Genomic DNA, 25,091 nt, shown 5'->3' on the forward strand with positions numbered 1-25,091 from the left:
TTCACCCTTTGCTATCGATAGGCCGCCCCGCTGGGGCTTGGCTCTTAATGCAACAAGCCCCAGCCGGTTGGCCAGGGCTTGCTGCGTTACGAATGCTGCAAGTCCACTCCTGAGGCAACTTGCCCCAGGGCGACTACTGCACCAGAATGCGCTGCGTGCCGGCCGTCTGGCCGTCCACGGTCAGGCGGAGCAGGTAGACACCGGCGCGGCGCGTGCCGGGCTGCCAGGTGAGCGTGTGCGGGCCGGCGGCCAGGGTCTCGGTCGACTTCTCTTCCAGGGTGCGGCCCAGGGCATCGGTGAGGGTGAGGGTGGCGCGGCCGGCGCGGGGCAGGCGGAAGCTTACCCAGGCGGCATCAGCTACTGGGTTGGGGTAGAGCGTGAAGTCGGCGGCTACCTCCGGGCGGCGGATGCCCGTGGCCACGCCGGCCGGTCCGGCCACGGCCAGGTCGCGCACCGTAATGCCCAGGCCGATGAGGGCCGGCGACGTGGCCGCGCCGGTGCTCAGGTTGAGGGAATAGAGGCTGGAAGTGGTGGCGCCGCCCGTAGCGGCTACCAGGTAGGCCGTGTTGGTGCCCGCCGCCGAGCTGAAGATGTCCATATCTACGTTGGCGCCGGGCGTTACCGTAATGCCCGAGGCGCCGATGGTGCTCAGCGTGCCGTCGTTGGGCGGGCTTTGGCGCACCAGCACGTTAAGAGCCTCGTCGTAGCCGAACAGCTCAGTGCTGCGCGGAGTGGTGGCGTCGCCGGCCGGGCCGGGGAAGCTGTTGGTGTAGGCCACCGAGCCAATGGCCGGGGTGGCGCTGGCGTTGACGTCGCCGGTGGCGTAGGTCAGCTCTTTGTCCGGAGCAGGGGCTGCCGTGCCGTCGTTGGGGTTGAGGCGGAAGTTGGCCCGGTTCACGCCTTCCACCCGAATCCGGTCGGCAGCCGGGTTGAAGTCAAAGGCCACGCTGCCCGAGCCCAGGGCCAGGGCCAAGCTGTTGCCGGTGGGCGTGGCCACGCCGGTAGCAGGGTTCAGGGTGTAGAGCTGGCCGGTTTGGGTGGCCGCGTCGTAGCCCAGCCCATACAGCACGTTGTTGAGCGGGCGCACATCAATGCCCACCAACGTTTGGGCAGCAGCCACGCCCGTAATGCCCACCGAGGTGCGAATAGTACCGGGCTGGGCCGTGTCGAAGGTAAGCAGATTGGTGCTAGGTGAGCCGGCCAAAGCGTAGGCCAGCTGCCCGGTAACGGCCGGCAGCGTGGCCGGCCGGGTGATGCGCACGGCAATGTCGGTGACGCGCGCGCCGAGCGTGCCGATGGCGCCCACCGCTGACGTAGCGCCGGTGCCCAGGTTCAGGGTGTACAGGATGCTGGTGCTGCCCGTCGAGGCCGGGTCGGGGGTGGCTACCGTCAGGTAAGCCACCTCGGTGCGGGTGGTCGGGTTGACGTAGATGTCCAGGTCGGCGGCTTGGCCGGCCTGGCTCAAGTCCAGACCCAAACCGCCCACCGAGTTCAGCGTGCCGTTGTTGGGCGGAATCTGCGTCACCAGGCGGCTGTTGGCCTCATCGAGGTTGTAGAGAATGGTGCTGGTGGCGCCGATGTAGCTGTTGGTGTAGGCCGAAGCGCCCACGCCGGGCGTCTGGGCGGCATTGGCGTCGGTGGCAGCGTAGGCGAGCTGGGTGTCAGTAGCCACCAAAGCGCCGGTAACGGGGTGCAGGCGTATATTGGCGCGGTTGCCCGCCGTCACCCGAATCCGGTCCACCAGTGGGTTGAAGTCGAAGCCGATACGGGCCGTGGTGGTGCCCAGGTCCAGGGTCAGGGCCTGCCCCACGGCGGTGGCCGCGGCGGTGGTCAGGTTGATGGTGTAGAGCTGGGCCTGGGTGCCGGTGGGGTTGTAGCCCAGGGCGTACAGCTCCCCGGTATTGGGCCGGAAGTCAAGCCCAACCAGCGTCTGGCCGGCCGCAACGCCCGTCACGGGCAGCGTGGAAGTGAGGGTGCCGGGAGCCGTGGCTTCAAACGAAACCAGCGACGTAACCGGCGCCGCTCCCGTCGGGATGGTGAGGCCATACACGGTTTGGGCGGCAGCCGGCGCGGCAGCAGTCAGGGCCGCAGCGGCACCCAGCAGCAGACCGGCCCGGCGCAGCACCGAGCAGCGGGTAGAAAATGGCAGCATGAAAAAGAGTAGAAGTAGGTGAATAAAAGAGAAATTAAGTGAGCCACCTCAGGGTGAGCGGAAGCAGATACGAAACCGGTTGGCGTTCGGCTTGCACCGATACAATAATTCTCTTCATCTTTCTTAGATAGGTTTCAATAAGCTGACTTTCAGCTGTATAAATTTTATCTAACCATCTAAACGAACAATAAAAAACGGCCTGTCAGCTGCTGACAGGCCGTGAAGAGGAAAAAAGTACGACGCAGGCCCCAGCTACTCTTTCAGCTGCACCACAGGAAACCTCCTACGGAGCACTGCGGAGTGATCCACAGGGGGGTAGCTCAGGCTGCCCGCTCAAAGCGTACGACCAATAGCTACGACCTCAACTTCCTGCACGTAGCGCGGCCGGTCATTCGCCTGGGCCTTGGCGGCCGGCCCGGATCTGGCTTGAATCATTCGCTGATGCTCGGCCTCACTCATTATCCGGAAGTTTACCTTCAGAAAGTGCCGGGTGGCGGCCGGATGGCCCTGATATACAGCAGGTATCCACGTGTCGGGGAGCAACTGCAGCACGCGCGCTACCTCCTGGTCGCAGGCTTTGCTCAGGCTGCCCTCGATGGCGTAGTCCGTGGTGTGCCCGTCGGGGCCCACCGTATAACCCACGAGCACCGTTCCCTGCTTGCCGACTTGCAGGGCAGTAACCGGGTAGCGTATAGAGCGGGTAATAGTAGCCAGCCGAAACTCAGAGCTACCCAGGATGCGCGGAGCCCGATGGAGGCGCCTGGGCTGCCACTCTTCTCCCACCCGTACCAGGTAGTGGCTCGTATCGGGCCTCAGAAAGCTGATCCGGCTGGAATCATAATCGAAAGTTAATTCCAACTCCCCGCTCGGGGTATAGAAGTTCCACTTCCCAACCCGCTTTCCATCAAGCTGGTTGCCCTTCTCCAGCTGCTCCGCGCTAAAAGGGTCGGGTTTACGATTTTTCTGAGCGTGAGCCCCAACGGAGCATAACAGGAAGCCAAGTACAACAAAGCCAGCCGGGCGCATAAGCGAAAGAGAATGCAGGGTAGTTATGAAGTAGGACCTTTTCAAAGCAGAATAATCATACAATGCCTGCGCTAAAGTAAAAAAGCCTTCCCAAAAACGGGAAGGCTTTTTGGCGGTGCTCTGCTGCCCGCGGCCTAGCCGGCCGCCACGGCTTTGCGGCGGCTGCCGCTTTTGGGAATGCGCTCCTCGCCCTGGGCCAGCAGCTCGTCGTCGCGCTCGGTTTTCTTGACCCAGCTCACCGAGTACAGGTCTTTGCGCCGGTCGCGCAGGTTGCGCACGGCCCCGCCGGTGTTCAGGTCCTTAAGCAGGTCCAGGTCGAGGTCGGCAATCAGGGTCATTTCCGTGTTTGGGGTGGCCTCGGCCACAATGGCGTCGTGGGGAAAGGCGAAGTCCGAGGGGCTGAACACAGCGCTCTGCGAGTACTGAATGTCCATGTTCTCGACCCGCGGCAGGTTGCCCACCGAGCCGGTAATGGCCACGTAGCACTCGTTTTCGATGGCGCGGGCCTGGGCGCAGAGGCGCACGCGCTGGTAGGCGTTCTTGGTGTCGGTCCAGAACGGCACAAACAGAATCTTCATGCCCTCATCCGACAGCATGCGCGAGAGTTCGGGAAACTCCACGTCGTAGCAGATCAGAATGCCAATTTTGCCGAAATCCGTGTCGAAGCACTTGAGCTTGTTGCCCCCGCGCATACCCCAGTAGCTGGCCTCGTCGGGCGTGACGTGCAGCTTGTACTGCTCGTCCACGGTGCCGTCGCGGCGGCAGAGGTAGGCCACGTTGTGCAGCTTGCCATCGTGGTAAAGCGGCATGGAGCCGGCCACGATGTTGATGTTGTAGCTCACGGCCAGCTCCATAAACTTGGCCTTGAGCGGCTCGGTGAAGGCGGCCATGGCCCGGATGGCCACCGAGGGCGTGTCCTCGTTGGTAAGGGCCATGAGCGGGGCGTTGTAGAACTCCGGAAACATCACGCAGTCGGCCTTGTAGCCCGACACGGTGTCCACGAAGAACTCGATCTGCTGAAACAGGTCCTCCAGGCTCTTGGTGGCCCGCATCTGCCACTGCACAATGCCGATGCGCACGTTGGACTTCTGGTTGCCGATGAGCTTGCCCGCGTCCTCGTCGTAATACACATTAATCCACTCCAGCAGCGTGGCGTAGGCCTTGCTTTCGGAGTCGTAGGGCAGGTAGCCTTTGATGATTTTGCGGACGTAGAAGTCGTTGGAAAGCTGGAAGGTGAGGATGGGGTCGGTCAGCTCCTTGTTGCGCACCATTTCCACGTACTTGGCCGGCGTCATCTCGTCGGCGTACTTGGCGTAGCCGGGAATGCGGCCCCCGGCCACCATGGCGCGCAGGTTCAGGTTTTCGCACAGCTCCTTGCGGGCGTCGTAGAGGCGGCGGCCCAGGCGCAGGTTGCGGTACTCGGGGTCCACGAACACGTCGACACCGTAGAGCGTGTCGCCGTCGGGGTTGTGGGTGTCAAACTTGCCGTTGCCCGTGATTTTGGAGTAGGTGTGCCGGTCGCCGAAGTCGGAATACTGCACGATGATGGCCAGGGCCGCGGCCACCAGGCGGCCGTTGTCCTCGATGCAGATCTGGCCCTCGGGAAATTTGCGCAGCAGGTTGTTGTATTCGTCCTGGGCCCAGGCGCCTTCCATGTTGGAGTACACCTGGTCCATGATGTCGCGCACGGCTTTGTAGTCGGAGCGGCGCAGGGTGCGCAGCACCAGCTTGTGCGCCGGCACGGCCGTGGGCGTGAGCAGCTCGGCCGGAGCCGGCGCAGACTTGTCGCGCGGGGTTACTTTTTTGGCGTGGGCGCCGCTGGTCGCGGCCTTGCCATTGGAGCTCGTGGCCATATCGGAAAAGGAAAGCTAAGTCAGAAGAATACGCAAAGATAGCCCAGCGGAGGCGGCTGGCCGCTCGTACGGCCCTGCAACACCGTAAGCAACAAAAACGGTCGGCGACGAGCAGCAACTGGTTTCTCTTGCTATATTTGGGCCCTGACGATGCCGTAGCGCCGGCTGTGGTCCGCAATGTATGTTTGCTGTACCTGAAAGCAGGCGGCGAGCCTGCCTCTTGCGGAGGCTTTGTCGGCCGTCTGTCTTCTATAAAAGTGCCTTTACATGCCCCCTGCTGAATCTTCGTCTGGTCCGCTACTGCTGTTATTCCCGATGGTATGGCTGGCAATCAGTTGGGTAATTGCCTTGCAGGGCTGGCGGCGGCTGGCCCGGCATTTCCGCGCCCATCATGCCCCGGTACCCGCCAAATCAGAAACGCTCTGGTTTGAGTCGGCCACTTTCCGCAATGTGGGAGAGGCCGGCACAGGCGCTCAGTACCGGGGTGTGCTGCTGGTGGATGCGGGGCCAGCGGGCATCGGACTGTCGGTGCTCCCGTTCTTTCGATTCGGGCACCCAGCCTTGTTTATCCCGTGGGCTGCCATCGGCCCGGCGCGGATGCAGCAGGAGCTGTTTGGGTGGAGCACGTATCACACCCTTCACATTTCTCTTCCCGATAATTCCGCCGGCGTTGAAATGCAGGTGGCGGGCTCCCGTTTGCTGGATAGAATAGAAGCGTATCAGCAGTTGGCCGGCTTAGGAAGCTAAACAGTTTTCCCACCACCCGCTGCCCCACCTTACCGCAGCTGGCTTTCAAACCCACGAGCCGCAGCCGCCGGCTCCTGGCTGCTTGCTTGCTGCGTGCTACCTGGCCTGCGGTGCCGAGGTTCAGGGGCCGGTACGCTCACGGATTTCGTGACTTTTCTGCCGTCCGCCTCCACTGGGTTGGAGGCGGCGTCGCGCGGTGGGGGCAGCTTCCGCGGGCCTGGGGGCTGTGGAGGTCGGTAGGGCGCCAAGAGGCGGCGAAAGAGAAAGGTTGGTACACTAATCGTGGTATCTTACCCTGCCTTATTCTCTCGTTATGTCCTTTCTTGCCTGCAAAGTATGGGGTACGCGCGCCTGGTGCTGGACGCTGGTGCTGCTGCTAGCCGCTGCCTACCCCGCCGCCGGTGGCCAGCAGCCCACCAGCAAAGTGGATAGCCTCAAACAGGCGCTACGAACCGCCCGCGACACAACGCGGGTGAAGCTTTTCACCCTCATGATGGAGGAGGTAATGAACGCTAATCCTGCGCAAGCTGAACTATATGCGCGACAAGGCTTAAGCGAAGCAAGAAAGATTAACTGGCGGCCGGGAGAGGCCCAGGCACTACAGAATATAGGATTTCTTTATGCGCGCAAAGGAGAGTATGCGGGGGCTCAGGAATACTTTTTAGCTGCCTTAGCGCAATGGAGAGAGTTACATCAGCAGCGCCATGTGCTGCACGTTCTTACCTCAATTGTGGCATTGTTAATTAATACCAAGCAGTATGCTGAGGCAACAGTGTGGGGAGAACAAATTCTGGAAGCCGCGAAGTCGGCTAACAATACTATCGAATCTGCTCGTGGCTACACGCAGTTAGGCTTAATTCAGAGCGCGCAGCGTAATCATGCCGCCGCATTACGCAACTACCAGAAGTCGTTGGATATAGTGCAAAAAATTACTTCTGAGCGAGGCCGGCGGGAAAATATTATCAACGGTATAATATCCGCCAACCTCAACAATATTGCAGACTCCTATATAGGATTGGGCCAGCCAAATTTAGCATTGCCTTATCTGTTTAGAGCTGTAAAGCTACGCCGTAAAATGGGCCGGGGTACCTATGAGCTGGCTGTATTTGAGGGCACCATAGCGCAAGCGTATGCGCAGCTTAAAAAATTAGATATGGCCATATATCACGCTCTACAATCTCGTCAGATTAGCATACAGCATAATAATATCCCCATGCTCATTGCAATAAATGATTTGCTGGATACTTTATACGTGCAACAAGGAAAACATCATCTTGCCCGGCAGTACGTAGCCGAAAACAGGGTGCTCGAATCGAAGGCGCGCATCCAGGAGCAGGAGCAGAAAGTAGCCGCTCTGCAAGGGCGTTTCGACACCAAAGAAAAAGAGCGCAACATCAAGCTGCTTCAGCAGCAAAACCGCATTGCCCAGCTCAGCACCTTGCAGCAGCGCACCTTGCGCAACGCCGCGCTGGTGGGGGCGGGGCTGCTGCTGCTGCTGCTGGCCGTGCTCTATAACCGCTACCGCCTGCGCCAGCGCACCGTGCAGCTGCTCGACCGGCAAAATCAGGAAAAAGAGGTGCTGCTGCGCGAAAAGACGCTGCTCTTGCAGGAGGTGCACCACCGCGTCAAGAACAACCTGCAAATCGTGCTCAGCCTGCTCAGCAACCAGCTGGACACCCAGCCCGACCCGGCGGCCGCGGCGGCCATCCGCGACAGCCAGAGCCGGGTGCAGACCATGGCCCTGATTCACCAGAACCTTTACCAGGCCGAGAGCCTGGCCCGCATCGACATGCGCCGCTACCTGGCCGAGCTGCTCGACGCCATTGGGCGGGCCTTCCGGCGCGAAGAAGTGGCCCTTACCCTCGACGTAGCCCCCGTGCACCTCACCACCCACGCGGCCGTACCGCTGGGCCTGATTGTGAATGAGCTGGTGACCAACGCCTACAAATACGCCTTCACGGGCCGCCAGCATAACACGCTCCGGGTAGAGCTGCGGCCACTCAGCGCCACCACCTACCGCCTGGTGGTGGCCGACAACGGCATTGGGCTGCCCCAGCTGGACCTGGAGATGGCGCAGTCGTTGGGGCTGCGGCTCACGGCCGGGCTGGTGCGCCAGATGCACGCCCAGCTCACCATTCACCGCGAGTCGGGCACTCAGTTTCACATTGTTTTCCAGGAGGCAACGGACGCCGCCTTCAGCTCTGCCCAGCCGCGCACTCCGGCGGGCTCAGGGGTGCCCGCTACCGCGTAACACAGCTCGTAGGCGGGTAGGGCCGCTGCCGGGCGTTCCTGGATTATTTTTTCACGCACCTATGCACACCATTCGTATCCTGCTGGTAGAAGACGAGTTTGTGGTAGCCGAAGACCTGAAGCGCATGCTGCGCAAGCGGCGCACGGGGCCAGTGGGCCTGGCATTTTCGGTGGCCGAAGCCGTAGCCTCCATCGAAGCCGACCGCCCCGACCTCGTGCTGCTCGACATTATGCTCCAGGGCGAGCGGACCGGTATCGAGCTGGGCCAGCAGCTGACCAGCTACTACCAGATTCCGTTCATCTACGTCACGTCGCACTCCGACAAGCAGACCCTGCAACGGGCGGTAGCCACGCAGCCCAGCGGCTACATCGTGAAGCCGTTTCAGGAGGACGAGGTGCTGGCGGCAATTGAAGTCGGGCTGGCCCAGGCCACGGGCCGGCGGCTGGTGCGGGAGCAGGCATTCGCGCCCGGTCCCGGCTCGGTGGCCGCCCTGCCTTCCCAGCACCATATTGTGGGCGAAGACCCCGCCATGCAGCGCGTGCTGACGCAGGTGCGGCAAGTGGCGCCCGTGAATATGACCGCCCTGCTGCTGGGCGAAACGGGCACCGGCAAAGAGCTACTGGCCCGCGCCGTCCACGACCTGTCGCCGCGCCGCAACCAGCCCCTGGTGACCGTCAACTGCGCCGCCTTGCCCCCGCAGCTGATTGAGAGTGAGCTGTTTGGTCATGAGAAAGGAGCCTTCACCGGGGCGCACGAGCGGCGGCTGGGCAAGTTTGAGCTAGCCGACGGCGGCACTATTTTTCTGGACGAAATCGGGGAGCTGCCGCTGGAGCTGCAAGTAAAGCTGCTGCGCGTGCTCCAGGAAAAGGAAATCGACCGGCTGGGCGGCAAGGCGTCCGTGCCCCTCGATGTGCGCGTGGTGGCGGCCACCAACCGCGACCTACAGGCCGAGGTGGCCGCCGGCCGCTTCCGCTCCGACCTCTACTACCGCCTGCACGTGCTGCCCATTACCATCCCGCCCCTGCGCGAGCGGCCCCGCGACATTCGGGGGCTGGCCGAGTTCTTTTTGCGGCGCGTAAGCGAGGAGCTGGCCCGGCCGCCGCTGCGGTTCAGCCCGCAGGCCCTGGCGCAGCTGCAGCAATACTCGTGGCCCGGCAACGTGCGCGAGCTGCAGCACACCGTGGAGCGGGCCGCAATTTTCACCTCCGAAGACGTGATTCAGCACGTGGATTTGTCGCAGGTACTGCCGCCGGAAGCCGGTGGCAGCTCCGCGGCCGGCAGCGGCGGCTTTCAGCCCCAAACCCTGGAAGAAGCAGAGCGCCAGCTGATAACGGCCACGCTCAAGCACTGCCAGGGCCGAATCCGGGGGCCGGGAGGCGCCGCCGAGTACCTGCGGATTCTGCCCAATACGCTGGACGCGCGCATCCGCCGGCTGGGCATCCAGCGCAATTACAGCTGAGGCCACGAGCGGCGCCGCCAGGAAGAGGCTCGCCGAAGGCCGCTACTCCCGCACTACCCGCCGCACAGCCACGCCCGTAGCCGTTTGCACCCGCAGCAGGGCCACCCCCCGAAACGCACCAAAGGCTGCGGCCGGCACCACTGCCTCGCGACCCGTGGCCGTCAGCTCCCGCTCAAACAGCCGGCGGCCCGCCACATCGGTGGCCGAAACCACCACCCGGCCGGATGCGGGCAAGGCCAGGCGCAACGCCGCCTCCCGGCCAAGCGGATTCGGGAAGGCGGTGACGGCCGCGGCCGGCAGCTGCGCGGTTGTGCCGAGCACGCGCAGGCGGCGCGGAATGTCGCGGTACTCGATGCTGGTAACGACTTCGGTGCCGGCCAGGTCCTGCGTTATAATGGTGAGCACCGGCACGTGCACGTTGTTGGCCAGCCACTTATACTCGCGCTGCAAGGGGCGCGGAATGACCACGCCCGGCATGCCCTGGCTGGAGATACTGTCGCGGGTGAGCGTGCTGCTCACCACCCGCACCGTCTGGAACGTGCCAAACGGCGTGATGAGCGTGCCCGCGGCGTCTACGCGGTTCACGCGCTTTTTCCGCTCGCGCAGGTACACAGTCTGCGGAATGTTGACGATGAACTCCGACACGCTGGAGTCGCGCGGGCTGGCCAGGCTCAGCGGAAACCGGTAGATAACGTCCTGGGCCGCGCCGCTCACAAACCCCACCGGCACGCCCAGGCCCGCCAGCGTAAGGCCAAAGCCCACGGCGCGAAAATCGGCCGCCGAGGTGCGGAAAAAGAAAATCGGGTCCGATATGGGCAGCGTCGTGCCGGGCGGCAGGGGCAAGGCCTGCGGCGAGGCCACCGTAGCTTGGTTGGCGCCGCCAAACGGCCCAAACGCCAGCTGGTACAGCGGAGCCGTGGCAGTAATGGCCACAAACCGCTCCACCCGCTGCGCCGCGGGCGTCAGGGCCGTATAGTTCCAGGTTTGGTTGGGGCCGCGCTGGCTGAGGGCGGGCAGGCCGGCGGGCAGCGCCTGCACGTTGGCCTGGCTGAGCCGCAGCGTGTCGCCGGGCACGGGCATGTCGGCCTGGGTGATGACGGGCTGCTGGGCACGAGCCGGCAAGACAGCTAAGATACAGGCGGCCAACAGGCTCAGGCGGTAGAAGGCAAGCATACGCGCGGCAAGATGAGGTGAGAAGATACGACTGGCCCCACGTGGTGCAGCGCAGCCTGGCTGGGCTACCACGCCCGGAGCAGCGCAAGATAAAAACCTGGCCGTTGGGCCGCGGCCGGCCTGGTCTCCCGCGGCGGAGTGCGTATCTTGCAGGTATGGCCCTGCCCACCCGACGTCTGCAAACCCTGGCTGCCATCCTTGAGCAGCCGGCGGAGTTTCCGCCCACGGCGTGGCTGTGTGCCCCGCCCGAGGTGGGCCGCTGGCTCCCGGACAGCCCCGCCGCCGTGGTGCTGACGGCCGCGGCCGGGGCCCCCGTACCTGCTCCGCCGGGCATGCGCCGCATCCTGTTCATGGACGAAGTGCAACTGCTGATGGAGCGGCTGCTGCGGCAGGTGCCGGGCGCCTCGCCCATGCTGCGGGTGCAGGTGCTGAGCCGCTACCGGGAGCACGCCGAGTTCCCGGCCCTCACCGCCCAGCCCGATACCCTGGCCTACTACCTCGCCGATGCCGTCCGCCACGGCACCCTGGAGCCGGCCGATGCGCTGAATCACCTGCTGCGCTACTTCTCTCACTTCACCCTGGAAGCCGCCCAGCACATTCTGGCTAAGGCGTTTTTGCGGCAGGGAGAGTAGGAAGTTTGCAAGTTAAAAAGGTGGGAAGTTAGAAAGTTGGGGAAAGGCCACTGGGCAAGTCCACTGACTTTCTAACTTCCCACCTTTTTAACTTACAAACTTCTTACTCTCACACCTGCATCTCCGGCACTTCGCCTTCGGGGATGACCAGCTTGCCGGCGGTGGCGGCCTTGATTTGCTCCACCGACACGCCAGGAGCCCGTTCGCGGAGCACAAAGCCGTCGGGGGTCACGTCGAGCACGGCTAGCTCGGTCACGATTTTCTTGACGCAGCGCAGGCCGGTGATGGGCAGCGTGCACTGGGGCAGCAGTTTGCTGGAGCCATCCTTGGCCACGTGCTGCATGGCCACGATAATATTGCGGGCCGAGGCCACCAGGTCCATGGCGCCGCCCATGCCCTTCACCATCTTGCCCGGAATCTTCCAGTTGGCAATGTCGCCCTGCTCCGATACCTCCATGGCCCCCAGAATCGTCAGGTCCACGTGCTCCCCGCGAATCATACCGAACGAGTCGGCCGAGGAGAAAATGCTGGAGCCGGGCAGAGTCGTGACGGTCTGCTTGCCGGCGTTGATGAGGTCGGGGTCTACCTGGTCTTCGGTGGGGAAAGGGCCCATGCCCAGCAGGCCGTTTTCACTCTGCAGCTCCACGTTGATGCCCTCGGGAATGTAGTTGGCTACCAGCGTCGGGATGCCGATGCCGAGGTTGACGTAGGAGTTGTTTTCCACTTCTTGCGCGATGCGCCGGGCAATGCCGTGTTTGTCGAGCATAGCTCTTGAATTAAGAATGAAGAATTAAAAATTAAGAATTGAGGTAAAAAACTGGGCTTATGTAGACGGCGTGCGCCGTGCAGAACGACCAATTTTTAATTCTTCATTCTTAATTTTTAATCGAAGAAACCGTCCGCTGCTCAATGCGCTTCTCGTAATTCTTTCCTTCAAAGATGCGCTGCACGAAGATGCCAGGGGTGTGAATCTGGTTGGGGTCCAGTTCGCCGGCGGGTACCAGTTCTTCTACTTCGGCCACGGTGATTTTGCCGGCCGTGGCCATCATGGGGTTGAAGTTGCGGGCCGTGCCTTTGTAGATGAGGTTGCCGGCCGTGTCGCCGCGCCAGGCCTTTACGAAGGCGAAGTCGGCGCGCAGGCCGGTTTCGAGCAGGTACATTTTGCCATGGAACTCCCGGCTTTCCTTGCCTTCGCCTACTTCGGTGCCGTAGCCGGCCGGGGTAAAGAAGGCCGGAATGCCGGCCCCGCCCGCCCGGATGCGCTCGGCCAGCGTGCCCTGCGGAATCAGTTCCACTTCCAGCTCCCCGCTGAGAAGCTGCCGCTCAAACTCGGCATTCTCGCCTACGTAGCTCGATATCATCTTGCGTACCTGCTTGGTCTGGAGCAGCAGCCCAATGCCAAAATCATCGACGCCGGCGTTGTTCGAGATACACGTAAGGTTGCGCACCCCCAGGCGCAGCAGCTCCTGGATAGCGTTTTCGGGAATGCCGCACAGCCCGAAGCCGCCCAGCATCAGGGTCATGCCGTCGGCAATGCCGCGCAGGGCTGCCTGGGCATCGGGTACAACTTTGTTGATCATAGAATGGGTGGAGGTTGAGAAAGGAGCCGCGAAAAAGAAGGAGGGTGCCCTCGTGAGAGGTAAAAATTCACCTATTTTCTCGGAATCCCGCTTTCACCAAAACAGCCAACGACGTAACTCGCTGGCTGCTTTCGGTTTCCGGCTTCGACCAGGATGTAACAGGATGCAAACAAACTGCTACAGCAGTACGGCTAGTTTTTCAGAATGCGCAATGCTGATTGTTTCCCGTTCGCCTGCTGGCCTATGAGCACGTACATTCCTGCCGGAATGCCCTGCAAGGACAGGCGGATGTCACGGTTGCCTTTCAGCTCTGACCAGCGGCGTAGCAAGTGGCCTTGCAGGGTGTAAAGGGTAACCTGGTGTAGTGGGGAGGGAAGCGCTGGAACAGTCAAAATATCTTTGTCAGACAGCGGATTGGGCCAGGCTTTCAGCGGCTCGGCTTTAACCCTGGCGGTACTCGTAACGATGCCTAAGCCGGCAAACGAGTAGGCATTCAGAAAAACCTCGGCCGCGTTGGCGTCCATGTCCCGCAAAAAACCGCCCGCAACCACCTGCCCGGTTGCTGCATTCACGAACAGCCCGGCAGCGGCAGCGCTTATGGAGCTGCCTATGATGTGGCGCACCGGCACCGGGCCGCCCCCTGGGCCGGCAGGAGGAGTATACAGCTGGTTGCCTTCGGCATCCAAGTGAGCTATGGTGGGCCTAAAAGTATGGCTGCTAACGCTTTCGATGCCATACACGAGTAAGTTGCCGTTGGGCAAACGCGCCCCCCACGATGGATTAAGCAACAAATTGCCCTGGGAACGAGCACGGGTCCAGTAAACCGTCGAGGAAGAAAGCTTGATCTTATCGAGCTGCCCATCTGAAACGATGAGTACATCGTCGCCAGCCAGCGGCACCACGTCCGTCACGTAGCTGTTGGTCTGGTTTACGTAAACGTTGACCGGCAGCGTGGTTTCGGAGCCCAGAACGCCTTGGTCGGATACTGAAATCAGCCGGCCACTCGTGTGGGCATACAGGCCGGACGGTAGGCGGAACAGCTTATAAACTGGGCCGTTAGGCACGGCAACCCGCTGCATTTCGCGGCCGGTGGCATCCAGGCGCAGCAGTGCCGCGCCCGACGCCTCATTAATGCCCACCCAGAAGTTGCCAGCATCGTCCAGGGCACCGCCAACATAGCCTGGGGTGAGTCTCCCGGATGCAGGTGTCCGTTTGCTCCACGCGACACTGCCATCGGGTTGGAGCAGGAGCAGGAGCCCCGTGCTGGTCTGGGTTCCGGAGGTAGTGGAGCCTAGCGTGATGGTGGCACTCACCAGCACCTGGCCCGCCCCGTTTTCAGAGGCCGCCGTCGGAAATATCTGGTCGGAATCCGGAATGGAGTGGTTGCGGGTCCAGAGCTGGTTGCCCTGCTCATCCGTCCGAACCAGGTAAAGCTCCTCATACTTTTCATTCTGCGCAGCGCGGCTGCCAATCAGCAGATAGCCACCCCCTTTTAAATGAACAAGCTGAGAGCAGGTTTCGCGGCCCCCGCCCCCGTACAAGCGTTGCCACGTGGGCTGTGCTATGGCCGTTTTGGACGAAATAAGCAGCAGCCCGTACGTCAGGGCGTACAGAAGTAGATTTTTTAGCATGCAGTCAGTGGTAGGTGTGATTTAAAATGAAAAATACGCCAAAGCCGCGGTAGTTACTGCGGCTATGTACGAATAAGTTAGGCGGTATTCAGCAAGCACTGCCGCGCCGCCTCGGCATCCCGCGCCAGCTGGGCCTTCAGCTCGTCGAGGCCGTTGAATTTCTGCTCGTCGCGCAGGAGGGCCACAAACTCCACGGTCAGCGGCTGGTCGTACAGGTCGCCTTCAAAATCGAGCAGGTGGGCCTCCACAGTCTGGGCCAGGTTGCCGCCCACGGTGGGCCGCACGCCGATGTTGAGCATGGCTGGGTGCCGGGTGCCGGCGGCCGTGCGGGCGCGCACGGCGTACACGCCGCGGGCCGGCACCAGCTTCAGCGGCTCGGGGCACTGGATGTTAGCCGTGGGCCAGCCGATGGTGCGGCCCAGCTGCTGGCCTTTCACCACGGTGCCCGTCAGCGGGTAGGCATACCCCAGGTAGCGGCCGGCCGTCAGCACGTCGCCGGCTTCCAGGGCGCGGCGGATGCGGGTGCTGCTCACGCCCACGGCGTCCACGTCTTCGCGCGGAATTTCCTCCACGCTCATGCCGTAGCGGCCCGCGTGCTGGCTGAGGTAGTCGAAGCCGCCTTCCCGGTTGCGCCCGAAGCGGTGGTCGTAGCCAATGACCAGCTTGGCCGTGCCCACGGTGCGCAGCAGAATGTGCTGGATGTATTCTTCTGAGGTCCAGGAGGCAAACTCACGGGTAAACGGCACAATGAGCAGGTGGTCGACGCCCGCTTCGCGCAGCTTCTCGGTGCGCTCCTCCAGGGTGTTGAGCAGGTACAGGTCGCGGGGCTCGGGGTGGGAGAGGGGCGGGGCCAGCACCAGGCGCGGGTGGGGCCAGTAGGTGATGACCACCGACGGACCACCGCTGTGGCGGGCCACCTCGCGCAGGCGCCGCAAAATCTGCTGGTGCCCCACATGCACGCCATCAAACGTGCCGCTCGTAACAACGGCATTGCCCAGGTACGGAAAATGGGCCGGGTCGTGGATGACGAGCATGGAGTCGAATTGCTGATGTGCGCTGAGTACGTTGATTACGCTGAGGGCAGTCGAAAAGCCAGCGGCTGATTTCGTAGGAGCACGTCGCACGCGCCGGACGGTGAAAATCCGCCTTACCAACCAACGGCTGACCTGGATTTAGTGCGGGGCGTTGTCCGGGGTCGGCGCTTCGGGGGCGGCGTGAGTGGCGGCAAAGTATTCCAGCCCGGCTCGGCGCTCGGGGCGCGGCGGGTTGTGGCGGCGGGGGGCGCGGTCGGCCTCGCCCTCGGGGCGGGGCGGGCGTAGGGCTTCCAGCTGGGCCATACTTAGGGCGTCGGTGAGGTGGTAGTTGCCGATGCGGGTGCGCACCAGCCGGGTGAGGTGGGCCCCGCAGCCCAGGGCAGCGCCGTAGTCGCGGGCGAGGCTGCGGATGTAGGTGCCCTTGGAGCACACCACCCGAAAATCCACTTCGGGCAGGACAATGCGCGTCAGCTCAAACTCCCGGATGGTGACTTGCTTGCTCCTGATTTCGGCCTCGCCGCCCCGGCGGGCTACCTCGTAGGCCCGCTCGCCCTGCACTTTCACCGCCGAAAACAGGGGCGGCGTCTGCTCAATCAGGCCCAAAAAGGAGGTGAGGGCCGCGTGCAGGTCGGCTTCGGTGAGGTGCTGCCAGGGCAGCTCCTGGTCTACCGGCGTTTCCAGGTCGAAGCTAGGTGTGGTCTGGCCCAGGCGGAAGGTGCCGGTGTACTCTTTTTCCTGGGCCTGAATCAAGTCAATCTGCTTGGTTTTCTTGCCCGTGCACAGCACCAGCAGGCCGGTAGCCAGCGGGTCGAGGGTGCCGGCGTGCCCGATTTTGGGAATGCGCAGCGTGTTCTTGACCTTGCGCACCACATCAAACGAGGTCCAGGTCAGGGGCTTGTCCACAGCCAGCACCACGCCCTCGGGGCTGTGCAGCTCGGCCAGGGTGGTGGCAGCGGTGGCGGCCGGAGCCAGGGAGGCAGCAGCGGTAACCGGCGAGGACGACTGTTCCATATCTGTTTGGCAGAAAACGGGCCGCGCGGCCTAGAGAATGTGCAGATTGATACCCAGGGCCACCATCACCAGGATAATAACGCCCACCACAATGCGGTAGAAGCCAAAGGCCCGGAAGCCAAACCGCGACACAAAATCAACGAAGCTCTTCACCGCCAGCAGGGCCACCACAAAGGCTACCACGTTGCCGAACAGCAGGAGCTTGATGTCCTCGGCGCCGGGCGCACTCACCTTGTACGTTTTGTAGAGCTGGTAGGCCGTGATGACGAACATGGTGGGCACGGCCAGCAGAAACGAAAAGTCGGCGGCCGAGCGCCGGTCGTAGCCCTGGGCCAGGCCCCCCACGATGGTGGCCGCCGACCGGGACACGCCCGGAATCAGGGCCAGGCACTGAAACAGCCCGATTCGCAGGGCCTGGGCAAAGTTGGGGGTGGTTACCTGCTTCCGCTCCCCGGTGAACAGCCGGTCGATAAACAGCAGCGCCACTCCGCCTAGTACCAGGGCCCAGGCCACCACCGACACATCCTTCAGCAGGCGCTCAATGGTGTCCTTGAGCAGAAAGCCCAGCAGCCCAAACGGCAGAAAGGCCACGATAAGCTTAAGGTAGAAATCCACGCTCTGCAGAAACCGCCGCCAGTACAGCGCCACCACGGCCAGAATAGCCCCGAACTGAATAGAGGTAATGTAGGTGTCGGTAAATGGCAACTGCCCGATGCCGAGCAGGTTGGCCACGATAATCATGTGGCCGGTGCTGGAAACGGGCAGAAACTCGGTGAGGCCTTCGACAATTGCCAGCAGCAGCGCGTGCCAGTAGGACATGGGTAGAGACTTAGGTAGGGACGTAGGGGCTTGGGGACTTAGGGTCTTAGATGACGTTCTACAACGCAGTCGTTGTGTATCGAAACGTCATCTAAGACCCTAAGTCCCCAAGCCCCTACGTCCCTATTTTTTATAAACGGGCGTGGTGGGCGGCTGGGAGGGCACGGTGGCGCGGGTAGCGGTGTCCTGAGCTACGGGGGCCGTGGTGCCAGGCCGGGCCATGATGGCCCAGAACTCGATGCCGAAGCCGATGGCCAGCAGAATCGGCCCGAGCGTAATGCCCAGGAATCCTTCGCCGTAGTCGGCCGTGTCCAGGGTCATGGTGATAAAGCCGGCGGCCAGCACGGCCAGGCCAACAAACATCAGCCGGTAGTTGCGTGGCCCGAAAGCAAAGCGCGGAGTAGGATTCGGTTGCAGAGGTTCCATAGACGGCGTAAAGGTAGGGTAATGGAGGCGCAGATGCGGTAAATGGGAAAAGGGTTGTGCCACGGCTGGATTAAAAACCGACGGAAACCTTCCGGCGTTGTGCCGGGCCTGCACACGCACCACTTCTGCGTAATCAGCTGGGAATCGGTAGCATCCGGGAGTTAATACAGCTCATCCAGCGACATGGCGGTGTACTTGCGCACGGCCCGCCAGGAGCTGAGGAAACCGATGCCGATGCCCAGCATCACCAGCGCGGCCAGCAGTACGGCCAGCAGCCGGTCGTCGCGCAGCAGGCGCAGCTCTTCCAGCTGAAGGTAGGCGTACTGCAGCAGGGCAATCAGCAGCAGGCCAGCCAGAATGCCGCTCATCAGGCCCTGCCAGGTGGCCCGGCGCAGAAACGGCCACTGAATAAAGCTCGGTGTAGCGCCCACCAGCTGCATACTCCGAATCAGGAAACGCTGCGAGAACAGGGCCAGCTTGATGGTATTGTTGATGAGCACCACCACCACGAAGGTGAGCACCGTAGCAAAGCCCAGCAGCACTAGGCTCAGGTTGCGCAAATTGCGGTTGACGGACGTAATCAGGTTTTCCACGTACTCAACCTCGTACACGCCCGGCAGCTGGCGCAGCTGCTCCCTGATGCGGCTAAGGTTATCGGTGTTGCCGTACTCGGCGCTGATTTTCAGCAGAAAAGCGTCACGCAGTGGGTTGTCGCCGAGAAACTGCTGGAAGTCTTCGCCGGTCTGGTCGATGAGCTGCTTGGCGCCTTCTTCCTTGGACAGGAAACGCACCTGCGGCTGCTGGTCCTTGACGGCAATGTAGGGCTGGCGGGCCAGGTCCTGTTGCAATTGCAGCAGCTGCGTTTCGGGCAGGCCACGCTCCAGGTACACTTGCATCTCCAGGTTTTCCTTCACCAGGTTGGAGATTTTGTGGGCGTGAATCAGCAGCAGCCCAAACAGCCCAATTACCAGCAGCGCCAGCGTAATGCTGAATACCACCATCGTGTGCGGGTAGCTGCCCAGCGTCTTTTTACGGGTCGGTCGGTTTTGCGCCATAGAAGGGCAAAGGTAGTGAAGTGATGGGGTGATGAGGTGACAGGTGACAGGTGACAGGTGACAGGTGACACGTCTGTCATGCTGAGCGAAGGCGTAGCCGCAGTCGAAGCATCTCTCCTGCTTCGTCTGCACATGATGAGAGTTACCCTCGGTAGAGATGCTTCGACAAGCTCAGCATGACGTTCTACTTGTTACTTGTCACCTGTCACCCGTTACCTTATCTCCTCACAACACCGTCCGCGGGTCGTCGTCGATTTGCAGCTCACGGGCTTTGCGGGCGTTGGCGTCGCGGCGGCGCAGGCGCTTGCGGGCAAATAGCTCCCGCAGCGAGTCGAACTGCTCGGTGTGGAGCAAGGACACACCGGCGCGGGCCTGGTTAACGAGCTGGGCTTGGCCGGTGAAGTCGCGCGGGGTGGTTTCGTAGCGCAGCTTGGCCCGGAACTTCCCATCGGGTTGCAAGTAGTACTCCAGGCTCAAGTCGCCGATGAGGGAGGCTTGCGCGTTGGGTACGGGCTGGCTGCCGGGAACGTTAGTAACAGTAGTGCCCCCGATGCCGCCTTCGCGGGTGACGCGCAGGCGGCCGTTGAGGAAGGAGTAACTTAGGCGCACCTGCAAGGCCTGCAACTGCTCGGCCGAGAGGCCGTTGAGGTTGAAGCTGATTTCCAGGTTGGGGTCAATCTGCGAAGTCAGCAGGCCCAGCTGGGTAGAAATAATCTGCCCCACACTATTGCCCAGGGCGTTGTTGTTGCCTTCGAGGCGCGTTACGGCCAGGGAGCCCACCGGCGTCAGCTGCCGAAACACAATCAAGCTGAATACCTGCCGGTTCAGCTCCTGCTCGTCGTTGCGCAGGGCCGAGAGGAAAGCTGTTAAGTCGCCCTCCGTGGACGAAGGGATGTCGTTGAACTCCAGATTGAGCTTGATAACCGGCTGCAACAAGGGCCCGGTAAGGTTCATCACGGCCGTAACGGGCACTACCGAGTTATTCTGGCCCTGAGTAGCGGGGGAAATGGAGGTGCGCTGGGTGTAGGTGGCTGTTACGTTCATCTCGCCGGCCAGCGGGTCGCCGTTCCAGCTGATGGTGCCGCCGGGCCGCACCACAAACTCCTTGTTCACCAGCCCTTGCAGGGTGAAGTTGTAGGCTCCGCGCACGATTTCCACCTGCCCGTACATGTTGAAGTCGCCGCGGGTGTCGATGTTGAGGCGGAGCTGCCCGGTGGCCGTGCCCCGGATTACGTCGCCGGTGGCTTCGTCGAGCAGCAGCTCCACGTAGGCGTCGGGCGTTACTTCCAGGTTCATGTTCAGGCGCAGGCCGGAGAGGTCGGTGCGGCCGGCGGCCTGCACGGCGGCCGTGGCGGTGCGGGCCGTGTCGGGCAGGTTGCGGTTCACGAACCGGATGTAACTGGCCTGCTGGGCCGTAGCCGTGTTGTCGAAGGGCAAGGACACCCGCGTGCCGGCCTCACTGCGGGCCGTCACGCCGATGAACAGATTGTCGGTGGGGCCGCGCACCACGGCCGTGCCCGTGCCGTAGGCCTGCCCGAAGTACAGCTCGTTGTCGCGGCGGGTGGTGTTAAGCAGTTGCAGCTTGCGGTAAGAAGCCCGCAAATCGAGGCGCATGTTCTGGAAGCCTTGGTGCAGAATGTCGCCGGTGAGCGTGCCCACGTTGCCTTGCGGGTCGCGCAGGGCAATGTCGCGGAAGGATATCCGGTCCTCGGTAAACCGGATTCGGTCGGCGAAGGTGTACGTAGTGCCCAGGTAGAGAAACGTGAGCTGCCCGCCGGTTACGTCCACGTTGCCGGTGAGCGTGGGCGCGGCCAGCCGGCCCGTGAGGCGCAGCGTGCCCACGGCCGTGCCGCGCAGGTCCCGGAACAGCGTGTTGAGCAGAGGCTCAGCCAGCTTCACCGGCGTTTGGGCCAGCGTGCCGGTCAGGTTCAGCTGCTGCTCTTTCTCGCGGGGGGCGTAGGTGCCCGCCACGGTCAATACATGCTGCTGCTGGCGCTCCACGTCCAGGTTCACGGCCAGGCGACTGGTGGCGTTGTTCCAGTCGCCCTGCCCGCGCACGTCCCCGATCAGCACCTTGTCCATGAGCAGGGAGTCAACCGACAAAGACGAGTTGATAACCAGCGGCCCATACACCCCGCTGATGGTGCCGAGGGCATTTAGGCGGCCCTCCAGCTTCTGGCCGGTCAGGCCGTTAAGGGTGGCCAGCTCCAGGTTCTGCACGGTCAGGGCCAGGGGCTTGGCGGGGTTCTGCGAAATAAAGCCCTGGGCGCTGATGCTCTGGCCGCCGTTGCTCAGGTTCAGGTTCTGAATATCTACTTCCTGGCCCCCGCCCGAAATCAGGATGGAGTTGTCCTGGGCAATGGTCCAGTCCTGGCCCAGCACGTTCACGCCCGACCGCCGGAACACAATGCGCACGGCCTCGGGCAGAAAGGCCAACGAGCCGTTAATCTGAGCGCGGTTGGTGGTGCCGGTCTGGGCCAGAGCCGTCGAGAAGTTGATTTTCTCCTGGTCCCACACGCCTTCCACGTAAAAACCCTCGGTGCGGCCCAGCCCCGGCAGCACCTGCCGCCGCGACGTAACGCTGGCCTGGGCCAGCACCTCGGGCTGGTAGGCCAGCTTGGAAGTGCTCAGGTCGAACTCATTATCATACAGCCGCAGGTTGTCGAAGCGCACTGAGTCGACGTGGCCGCCGAGCTGGAAGAAGCTGGTGGGTCCGTTGCGGAAGGTGCCGTCGATGCGGGTGTAGTCCGACACGGTGAGGCGGGGCTCCAGCAGGTGCAGCAGCGGGTTGGCCCGCTTCAGGTACAAGTCCAGGTCGATTTCGTACTCCGGAATGGGCTGCTGGCGCTTGCGGCGGTAGTAGGCGGCAATGGCCTCGTCGTTGCTCTGGAAATTGAGCCGGTATTCCTCAATAAGAACTTGCAGGCTGCGGCTCACCTGGCCGTAGGTGAAGTTGCCAGCGGCGTCCAGGTTCAGGGCTTCGGAGCGCACCAGCAGGCGGCGCTGCCCGGCTTCGTGCTGGCTCACCAGGTCCAGGGTATCCAGCGCCACGGTGCGGCCCCGGTAGGTCAGGCGGGAGTCGCGCAGCCAGATGCGGCCTACTAGGTCATCTAAGCGCAGGCCTTGGAATTTCAAATCGGCGGTGGTCGAAACCGTAATGGGCTGGCGCGTGAGGCCCAGGGCGCGCAGGTCGGCGCGGCGCACTCGGGCGCGCAGGTCGAAGGCCTCGCGGCGGCGGTTCAGGTCGATACTGCCGTCGGCGTCGAATTGCAGGTTAGGGTCGTTGGCGGCCAGCCGGCCCCGGAACGACTCGCGGCTGAACTGCCCGTTGGTGGTGAGGTTGCGGTAGCGGTACCCGTTCAGCCAGATGCTCTGCACGGTGGCGTTGGCCGTGAGGCGGGCCGTGGCGGGCACGAAGCCCACGCCTTCCACGCGGCCGTTCATGGTCACGTCGCGCACCATGCGCTGGTCGCCCAGCAGCCGGCCCAGCTGAAAGCCCGTGGTGCGCACCTGCCCCTCGTAGCTGGAGTAGCGCGGGTCGTCCTTGAACTTCAGGTTGACGTCGGACACCACCGAGCCCAGGGCCGTCTGGAAGGAGCCGTTGGCTACGAAGTCGTTGTAGAAGCCCAGAAACTGCCCCCGCAGCCGCACCGTGCCCAGGCGCTGCACGTAGGGCCAGCCACTTTTCGGAATGTAGCGCCGAATGTCGCGCCCGTCCACTACCGAAGGCTTCAGGCGCATCTCCACGAAGCTCTCCTTGAAGTTGGGCAGGCCTTCCACGTTGATGCTGCCCTGCACCCGCGTGTTCTGGCCGTAGCGGATGTCCAGGTTCTTGGTGGTGAAGTTGCGCACGTAGCCCTTGGCCTCGCCCGACAGCCGCACGGTTTCCTTCAGCTCGCGCATAAACTGCTGGGGCGCAAACTTGGCAATGTCGTCGGAGCGGACCAGGCTGGGCTGGAGGCGGGCAACGACGCGGACCGAGTCGTTGAAATCGGTGAAGTTGAGAAAGTGCTGGTACTCGAAGCGTACGTAGTTGTGCAGGTGGCTGCCGCCCACGCGCAGCATCAGCTGGTCGAACTCCCAGAACTTACCCGAGTAGGTCATGTTGGCCGTCAGCTCCCGCAGCCGCGTGCCCGAGGGCGTGTCTACGGTGCGCAGGCCCTGGATGCGGGCGTGGATAGTGTCGCCCCGAAACCAAAGCTGGTCGGCATCGGCGTAGATGCTGTCCAGCTGCATGTGGGCGTAGTCGAGGGAGCGGCCGTACTCCGGAATGCGCGGCACGTCTTGGCGCTCCAGCACGAAGCGGCCGTTGCGCAGGCCCAGGGCCTGAATCTGGAAGTCGAACGGCTTGCTGACCTTGCTGGTGTCCGGCGGCCCCAGCAGCCGCTTGAAGGCGCTGATGAACTGGTCGAGGGAGGTAGAGTCGGGCTGGTCTTTGTAAGTGACCAGCGCAAAGCGCGGCTCCTCCAGCGTGAGCTTGCCCACGTGCAAGTGGCTGGGGTCGAGCACCGAAAACAGCCGGATGTCGGCATCGGCCCGCCCGATGCTGAACAGCTCGTTGCCGCGCCGGTCGAGCACCCGCACGCCTTCCAGCAGCACCCGCGAAAACGGCCGCACGTCTACGCGGCCCACCAGCACCTGCTGGCCCAGCTTCTCGCTCAGTACCCGCGCCGCCCGTTGGGCCACCGAGGTTTGCACGCTGGGCACGCGCAAGGCCACCAGCACGCCCACGCCAGCCAGCACCAGCAGCAGGAGCAGGGCAAACAAAACCTTGAGCGTGACAGACAGAAACCGGGGCACGGACGGAAGATAAAGGGCCGGGAAGGCGAAGATACGGGGTTGGGCTCAACCGTTGCCCGCCCCTGGCACCCGCCAGGAAAGGGCCCGAAACCGGCCGGGTGATGGTCAATAAACGTGGCCCGCGGCTATTTAGCGTTTTGCCCCGACCTTTGGGGGGAATTAGTAATTAGGAATGAAAAATGAAGAATTGGAGAATCAGAACCTCCAGTTTTTTTGCGCACCAGCAGTTTGCGTCATCCTCAATTATTAATTCCTACTCATTAACTCTTAATTAAAAAATGCACCCCATCATCCTTGCCATCGAATCTTCCTGCGACGATACTTCGGCCGCCGTCATGGTGGGCGGGGAAATCCGCTCCAACGTGGTGGCCACCCAGCAAGTGCACGAGCAGTACGGCGGCGTAGTGCCCGAGCTGGCTTCGCGGGCCCACCAGCAGCACCTGATTCCGGTGGTGGAAGCGGCCTTGCAACGGGCCGGCGTCACCAAAAAAGACCTCGATGCTGTGGCTTTTACCCAGGGGCCGGGCTTGCTGGGGTCGTTGCTGGTGGGCGGCATGTTTGCCAAAACCCTGGCCCTGGCCCTGAGCAAGCCCCTGATTGCCGTCAACCACATGCGGGCCCACATCCTGGCTCACTTCATCGAAGACCCCCGGCCCACGTTTCCATTCCTGTGCCTGACGGTGAGCGGGGGCCACACCCAGCTGGTGGTGGTGCGCAGCGCCCTGGATATGGAAATCATCGGCCAGACCATCGACGACGCGGCCGGCGAGGCCTTCGACAAAACGGCCAAGCTGCTCGGCTTGCCCTACCCCGGCGGCCCCCACCTCGACAAGCTGGCCCGCCAGGGCAACCCCACGCGCTTCGCGTTTCCGGTGGGCGCCATGCCGGGCTACGACTTCTCCTTCAGCGGCTTGAAAACGGCGGTGCTTTACTTCCTGAAGAAAGAAACTGCCCAGAACCCCGACTTCGTGCAGCAAAACCTGGCGGACCTCTGCGCCAGCATCCAGCACACCATCATCCAGACCCTGCTGCGCCAGCTCCGCCGCGCCGCCCACGACCAGGGCCTCACCCAGGTTGCCCTGGCCGGCGGCGTGGCCGCTAACTCCGGCCTGCGCCAAGCCCTGCAAGACGAAGCCCAGTCCCAGGGCTGGCAGGTGTTCATTCCCGCCTTCCAGTTCTGCACCGACAATGCCGGCATGGTAGCCATGACGGCCCACTTCCAGTACCAGGCCGGCGACTTCGCCGACCAGCTGGTAAGCTCCGACCCGCGGCTGAAGCTGGGGTAAAGCTTCTGCTATTGCGAGCGGAGCGAGGCAATCCGTCCTTCTGAAATCTCAAAGCGCCCGAACTCTTAAAAGCCCTCAGCAGTGACCAGGCACTACTTGATGAGCCTACTTGACGCGTTAGGCCGACAGCCAGCTGCCGGCGCAAGCTCCAAAGCC

The 25,091-nt window shown here is 62.7% G+C and carries 18 protein-coding genes and 1 pseudogene; 6 read left to right on the forward strand and 13 right to left on the reverse strand.

Annotated features, from left to right (window positions below; genetic code table 11):
• Positions 1–133: 133 nt before the first annotated feature.
• The 3 genes from OIS53_RS00515 to OIS53_RS00525 form a co-directional block, all read right to left on the reverse strand.
• A complete protein-coding gene (locus OIS53_RS00515; RefSeq protein WP_264680431.1) occupies positions 134–2,152 on the reverse strand; it encodes a DUF4394 domain-containing protein in 2,019 nt (672 codons plus the stop codon).
• 333 nt (positions 2,153–2,485) lie between these two features.
• The gene (locus OIS53_RS00520; protein WP_264680432.1) at positions 2,486–3,010 is read right to left on the reverse strand and encodes an energy transducer TonB; all 525 of its coding nucleotides are present in this window, start codon (positions 3,008–3,010) and stop codon (positions 2,486–2,488) included.
• A gap of 302 nt (positions 3,011–3,312) precedes the next feature.
• Positions 3,313–4,854: a carbon-nitrogen hydrolase family protein gene (locus OIS53_RS00525; protein WP_264682409.1), complete on the reverse strand. Its 1,542-nt coding sequence runs from the start codon at positions 4,852–4,854 to the stop codon at positions 3,313–3,315.
• Positions 4,855–5,298: 444 nt separating this feature from the next.
• Between OIS53_RS00525 and OIS53_RS00530 the strand changes: the two genes are divergently transcribed.
• The 4 genes and pseudogenes from OIS53_RS00530 to OIS53_RS00540 all read left to right on the forward strand — a co-directional run bounded on the left by OIS53_RS00530 (position 5,299) and on the right by OIS53_RS00540 (position 9,488).
• A complete protein-coding gene (locus OIS53_RS00530; RefSeq protein WP_264680433.1) occupies positions 5,299–5,778 on the forward strand; it encodes a hypothetical protein in 480 nt (159 codons plus the stop codon).
• A 505-nt stretch (positions 5,779–6,283) separates the two neighbouring features.
• Positions 6,284–6,472: pseudogene (locus tag OIS53_RS20420) on the forward strand (hypothetical protein); the annotation flags it as partial.
• A gap of 519 nt (positions 6,473–6,991) precedes the next feature.
• Positions 6,992–8,029 carry a sensor histidine kinase gene (locus OIS53_RS00535; protein WP_264680434.1) on the forward strand — a complete coding sequence of 346 codons (1,038 nt, stop codon included), beginning with the start codon at positions 6,992–6,994 and terminating at the stop codon, positions 8,027–8,029.
• Between the two features lie 61 nt (positions 8,030–8,090).
• A complete protein-coding gene (locus OIS53_RS00540; protein ID WP_264680435.1) occupies positions 8,091–9,488 on the forward strand; it encodes a sigma-54-dependent transcriptional regulator in 1,398 nt (465 codons plus the stop codon).
• Positions 9,489–9,530: 42 nt separating this feature from the next.
• On the opposite strand, the gene OIS53_RS00545 is transcribed toward OIS53_RS00540, so the two are convergent.
• Positions 9,531–10,661: a hypothetical protein gene (locus OIS53_RS00545; RefSeq protein ID WP_264680436.1), complete on the reverse strand. Its 1,131-nt coding sequence runs from the start codon at positions 10,659–10,661 to the stop codon at positions 9,531–9,533.
• Positions 10,662–10,816: 155 nt separating this feature from the next.
• Between OIS53_RS00545 and OIS53_RS00550 the strand changes: the two genes are divergently transcribed.
• A complete protein-coding gene (locus OIS53_RS00550; protein WP_264680437.1) occupies positions 10,817–11,293 on the forward strand; it encodes a hypothetical protein in 477 nt (158 codons plus the stop codon).
• 109 nt (positions 11,294–11,402) lie between these two features.
• Here OIS53_RS00550 and OIS53_RS00555 read toward each other — a convergent pair whose 3' ends face one another.
• The 9 genes from OIS53_RS00555 to OIS53_RS00595 all read right to left on the reverse strand — a co-directional run bounded on the left by OIS53_RS00555 (position 11,403) and on the right by OIS53_RS00595 (position 23,649).
• Positions 11,403–12,059, reverse strand: a complete 657-nt coding sequence (locus tag OIS53_RS00555) for a CoA transferase subunit B (RefSeq protein ID WP_264680438.1) — start codon at positions 12,057–12,059, stop codon at positions 11,403–11,405.
• Between the two features lie 109 nt (positions 12,060–12,168).
• Positions 12,169–12,873 (reverse strand): CoA transferase subunit A, encoded by a 705-nt coding sequence (locus OIS53_RS00560; RefSeq protein ID WP_264680439.1) that lies wholly within the window; start codon positions 12,871–12,873, stop codon positions 12,169–12,171.
• Positions 12,874–13,064: 191 nt separating this feature from the next.
• Positions 13,065–14,504, reverse strand: a complete 1,440-nt coding sequence (locus OIS53_RS00565; protein WP_264680440.1) for a T9SS type A sorting domain-containing protein — start codon at positions 14,502–14,504, stop codon at positions 13,065–13,067.
• Positions 14,505–14,581: 77 nt separating this feature from the next.
• Complete coding sequence (locus tag OIS53_RS00570) at positions 14,582–15,538, reverse strand: bifunctional riboflavin kinase/FAD synthetase (protein ID WP_264680441.1); 957 nt, start codon at positions 15,536–15,538, stop codon at positions 14,582–14,584.
• A 138-nt stretch (positions 15,539–15,676) separates the two neighbouring features.
• Positions 15,677–16,549, reverse strand: a complete 873-nt coding sequence (gene truB / locus OIS53_RS00575; protein ID WP_319805469.1) for a tRNA pseudouridine(55) synthase TruB — start codon at positions 16,547–16,549, stop codon at positions 15,677–15,679.
• A gap of 30 nt (positions 16,550–16,579) precedes the next feature.
• Positions 16,580–17,368: an undecaprenyl-diphosphate phosphatase gene (locus OIS53_RS00580; protein ID WP_264680442.1), complete on the reverse strand. Its 789-nt coding sequence runs from the start codon at positions 17,366–17,368 to the stop codon at positions 16,580–16,582.
• Between the two features lie 123 nt (positions 17,369–17,491).
• Positions 17,492–17,794 carry a DUF3098 domain-containing protein gene (locus tag OIS53_RS00585; RefSeq protein WP_264680443.1) on the reverse strand — a complete coding sequence of 101 codons (303 nt, stop codon included), beginning with the start codon at positions 17,792–17,794 and terminating at the stop codon, positions 17,492–17,494.
• A gap of 161 nt (positions 17,795–17,955) precedes the next feature.
• Positions 17,956–18,849 (reverse strand): cell division protein FtsX, encoded by an 894-nt coding sequence (locus tag OIS53_RS00590; RefSeq protein WP_264680444.1) that lies wholly within the window; start codon positions 18,847–18,849, stop codon positions 17,956–17,958.
• 225 nt (positions 18,850–19,074) lie between these two features.
• On the reverse strand, positions 19,075–23,649 hold the full coding sequence (locus tag OIS53_RS00595) for a translocation/assembly module TamB domain-containing protein (protein ID WP_264680445.1): 4,575 nt from the start codon (positions 23,647–23,649) through the stop codon (positions 19,075–19,077).
• Between the two features lie 278 nt (positions 23,650–23,927).
• On the opposite strand from OIS53_RS00595, the gene tsaD reads away from it, so the two are divergent.
• A complete protein-coding gene (gene tsaD, locus OIS53_RS00600; RefSeq protein WP_264680446.1) occupies positions 23,928–24,935 on the forward strand; it encodes a tRNA (adenosine(37)-N6)-threonylcarbamoyltransferase complex transferase subunit TsaD in 1,008 nt (335 codons plus the stop codon).
• The last annotated feature ends 156 nt before the right edge of the window (positions 24,936–25,091 follow it).

The sequence above is a fragment of the Hymenobacter sp. YIM 151500-1 genome, from assembly GCF_025979885.1.
Taxonomy (GTDB): domain Bacteria; phylum Bacteroidota; class Bacteroidia; order Cytophagales; family Hymenobacteraceae; genus Hymenobacter.

What these genes read in the sequence shown, in the direction of transcription:
- OIS53_RS00515 (WP_264680431.1), bottom strand. Translation starts at nt 2,152, where the DNA reads ATGCTGCCATTTTCTACCCGCTGCTCGGTGCTGCGCCGGGCCGGTCTG.
- OIS53_RS00525 (WP_264682409.1), bottom strand. Translation starts at nt 4,854, where the DNA reads ATGGACCAGGTGTACTCCAACATGGAAGGCGCCTGGGCCCAGGACGAA.
- OIS53_RS00530 (WP_264680433.1), top strand. Translation starts at nt 5,299, where the DNA reads ATGCCCCCTGCTGAATCTTCGTCTGGTCCGCTACTGCTGTTATTCCCG.
- OIS53_RS00535 (WP_264680434.1), top strand. Translation starts at nt 6,992, where the DNA reads ATGCTCATTGCAATAAATGATTTGCTGGATACTTTATACGTGCAACAA.
- OIS53_RS00540 (WP_264680435.1), top strand. Translation starts at nt 8,091, where the DNA reads ATGCACACCATTCGTATCCTGCTGGTAGAAGACGAGTTTGTGGTAGCC.
- OIS53_RS00545 (WP_264680436.1), bottom strand. Translation starts at nt 10,661, where the DNA reads ATGCTTGCCTTCTACCGCCTGAGCCTGTTGGCCGCCTGTATCTTAGCT.
- OIS53_RS00550 (WP_264680437.1), top strand. Translation starts at nt 10,817, where the DNA reads ATGGCCCTGCCCACCCGACGTCTGCAAACCCTGGCTGCCATCCTTGAG.
- OIS53_RS00555 (WP_264680438.1), bottom strand. Translation starts at nt 12,059, where the DNA reads ATGCTCGACAAACACGGCATTGCCCGGCGCATCGCGCAAGAAGTGGAA.
- OIS53_RS00560 (WP_264680439.1), bottom strand. Translation starts at nt 12,873, where the DNA reads ATGATCAACAAAGTTGTACCCGATGCCCAGGCAGCCCTGCGCGGCATT.
- OIS53_RS00565 (WP_264680440.1), bottom strand. Translation starts at nt 14,504, where the DNA reads ATGCTAAAAAATCTACTTCTGTACGCCCTGACGTACGGGCTGCTGCTT.
- OIS53_RS00570 (WP_264680441.1), bottom strand. Translation starts at nt 15,538, where the DNA reads ATGCTCGTCATCCACGACCCGGCCCATTTTCCGTACCTGGGCAATGCC.
- truB (WP_319805469.1), bottom strand. Translation starts at nt 16,549, where the DNA reads ATGGAACAGTCGTCCTCGCCGGTTACCGCTGCTGCCTCCCTGGCTCCG.
- OIS53_RS00580 (WP_264680442.1), bottom strand. Translation starts at nt 17,368, where the DNA reads ATGTCCTACTGGCACGCGCTGCTGCTGGCAATTGTCGAAGGCCTCACC.
- OIS53_RS00585 (WP_264680443.1), bottom strand. Translation starts at nt 17,794, where the DNA reads ATGGAACCTCTGCAACCGAATCCTACTCCGCGCTTTGCTTTCGGGCCA.
- OIS53_RS00590 (WP_264680444.1), bottom strand. Translation starts at nt 18,849, where the DNA reads ATGGCGCAAAACCGACCGACCCGTAAAAAGACGCTGGGCAGCTACCCG.
- tsaD (WP_264680446.1), top strand. Translation starts at nt 23,928, where the DNA reads ATGCACCCCATCATCCTTGCCATCGAATCTTCCTGCGACGATACTTCG.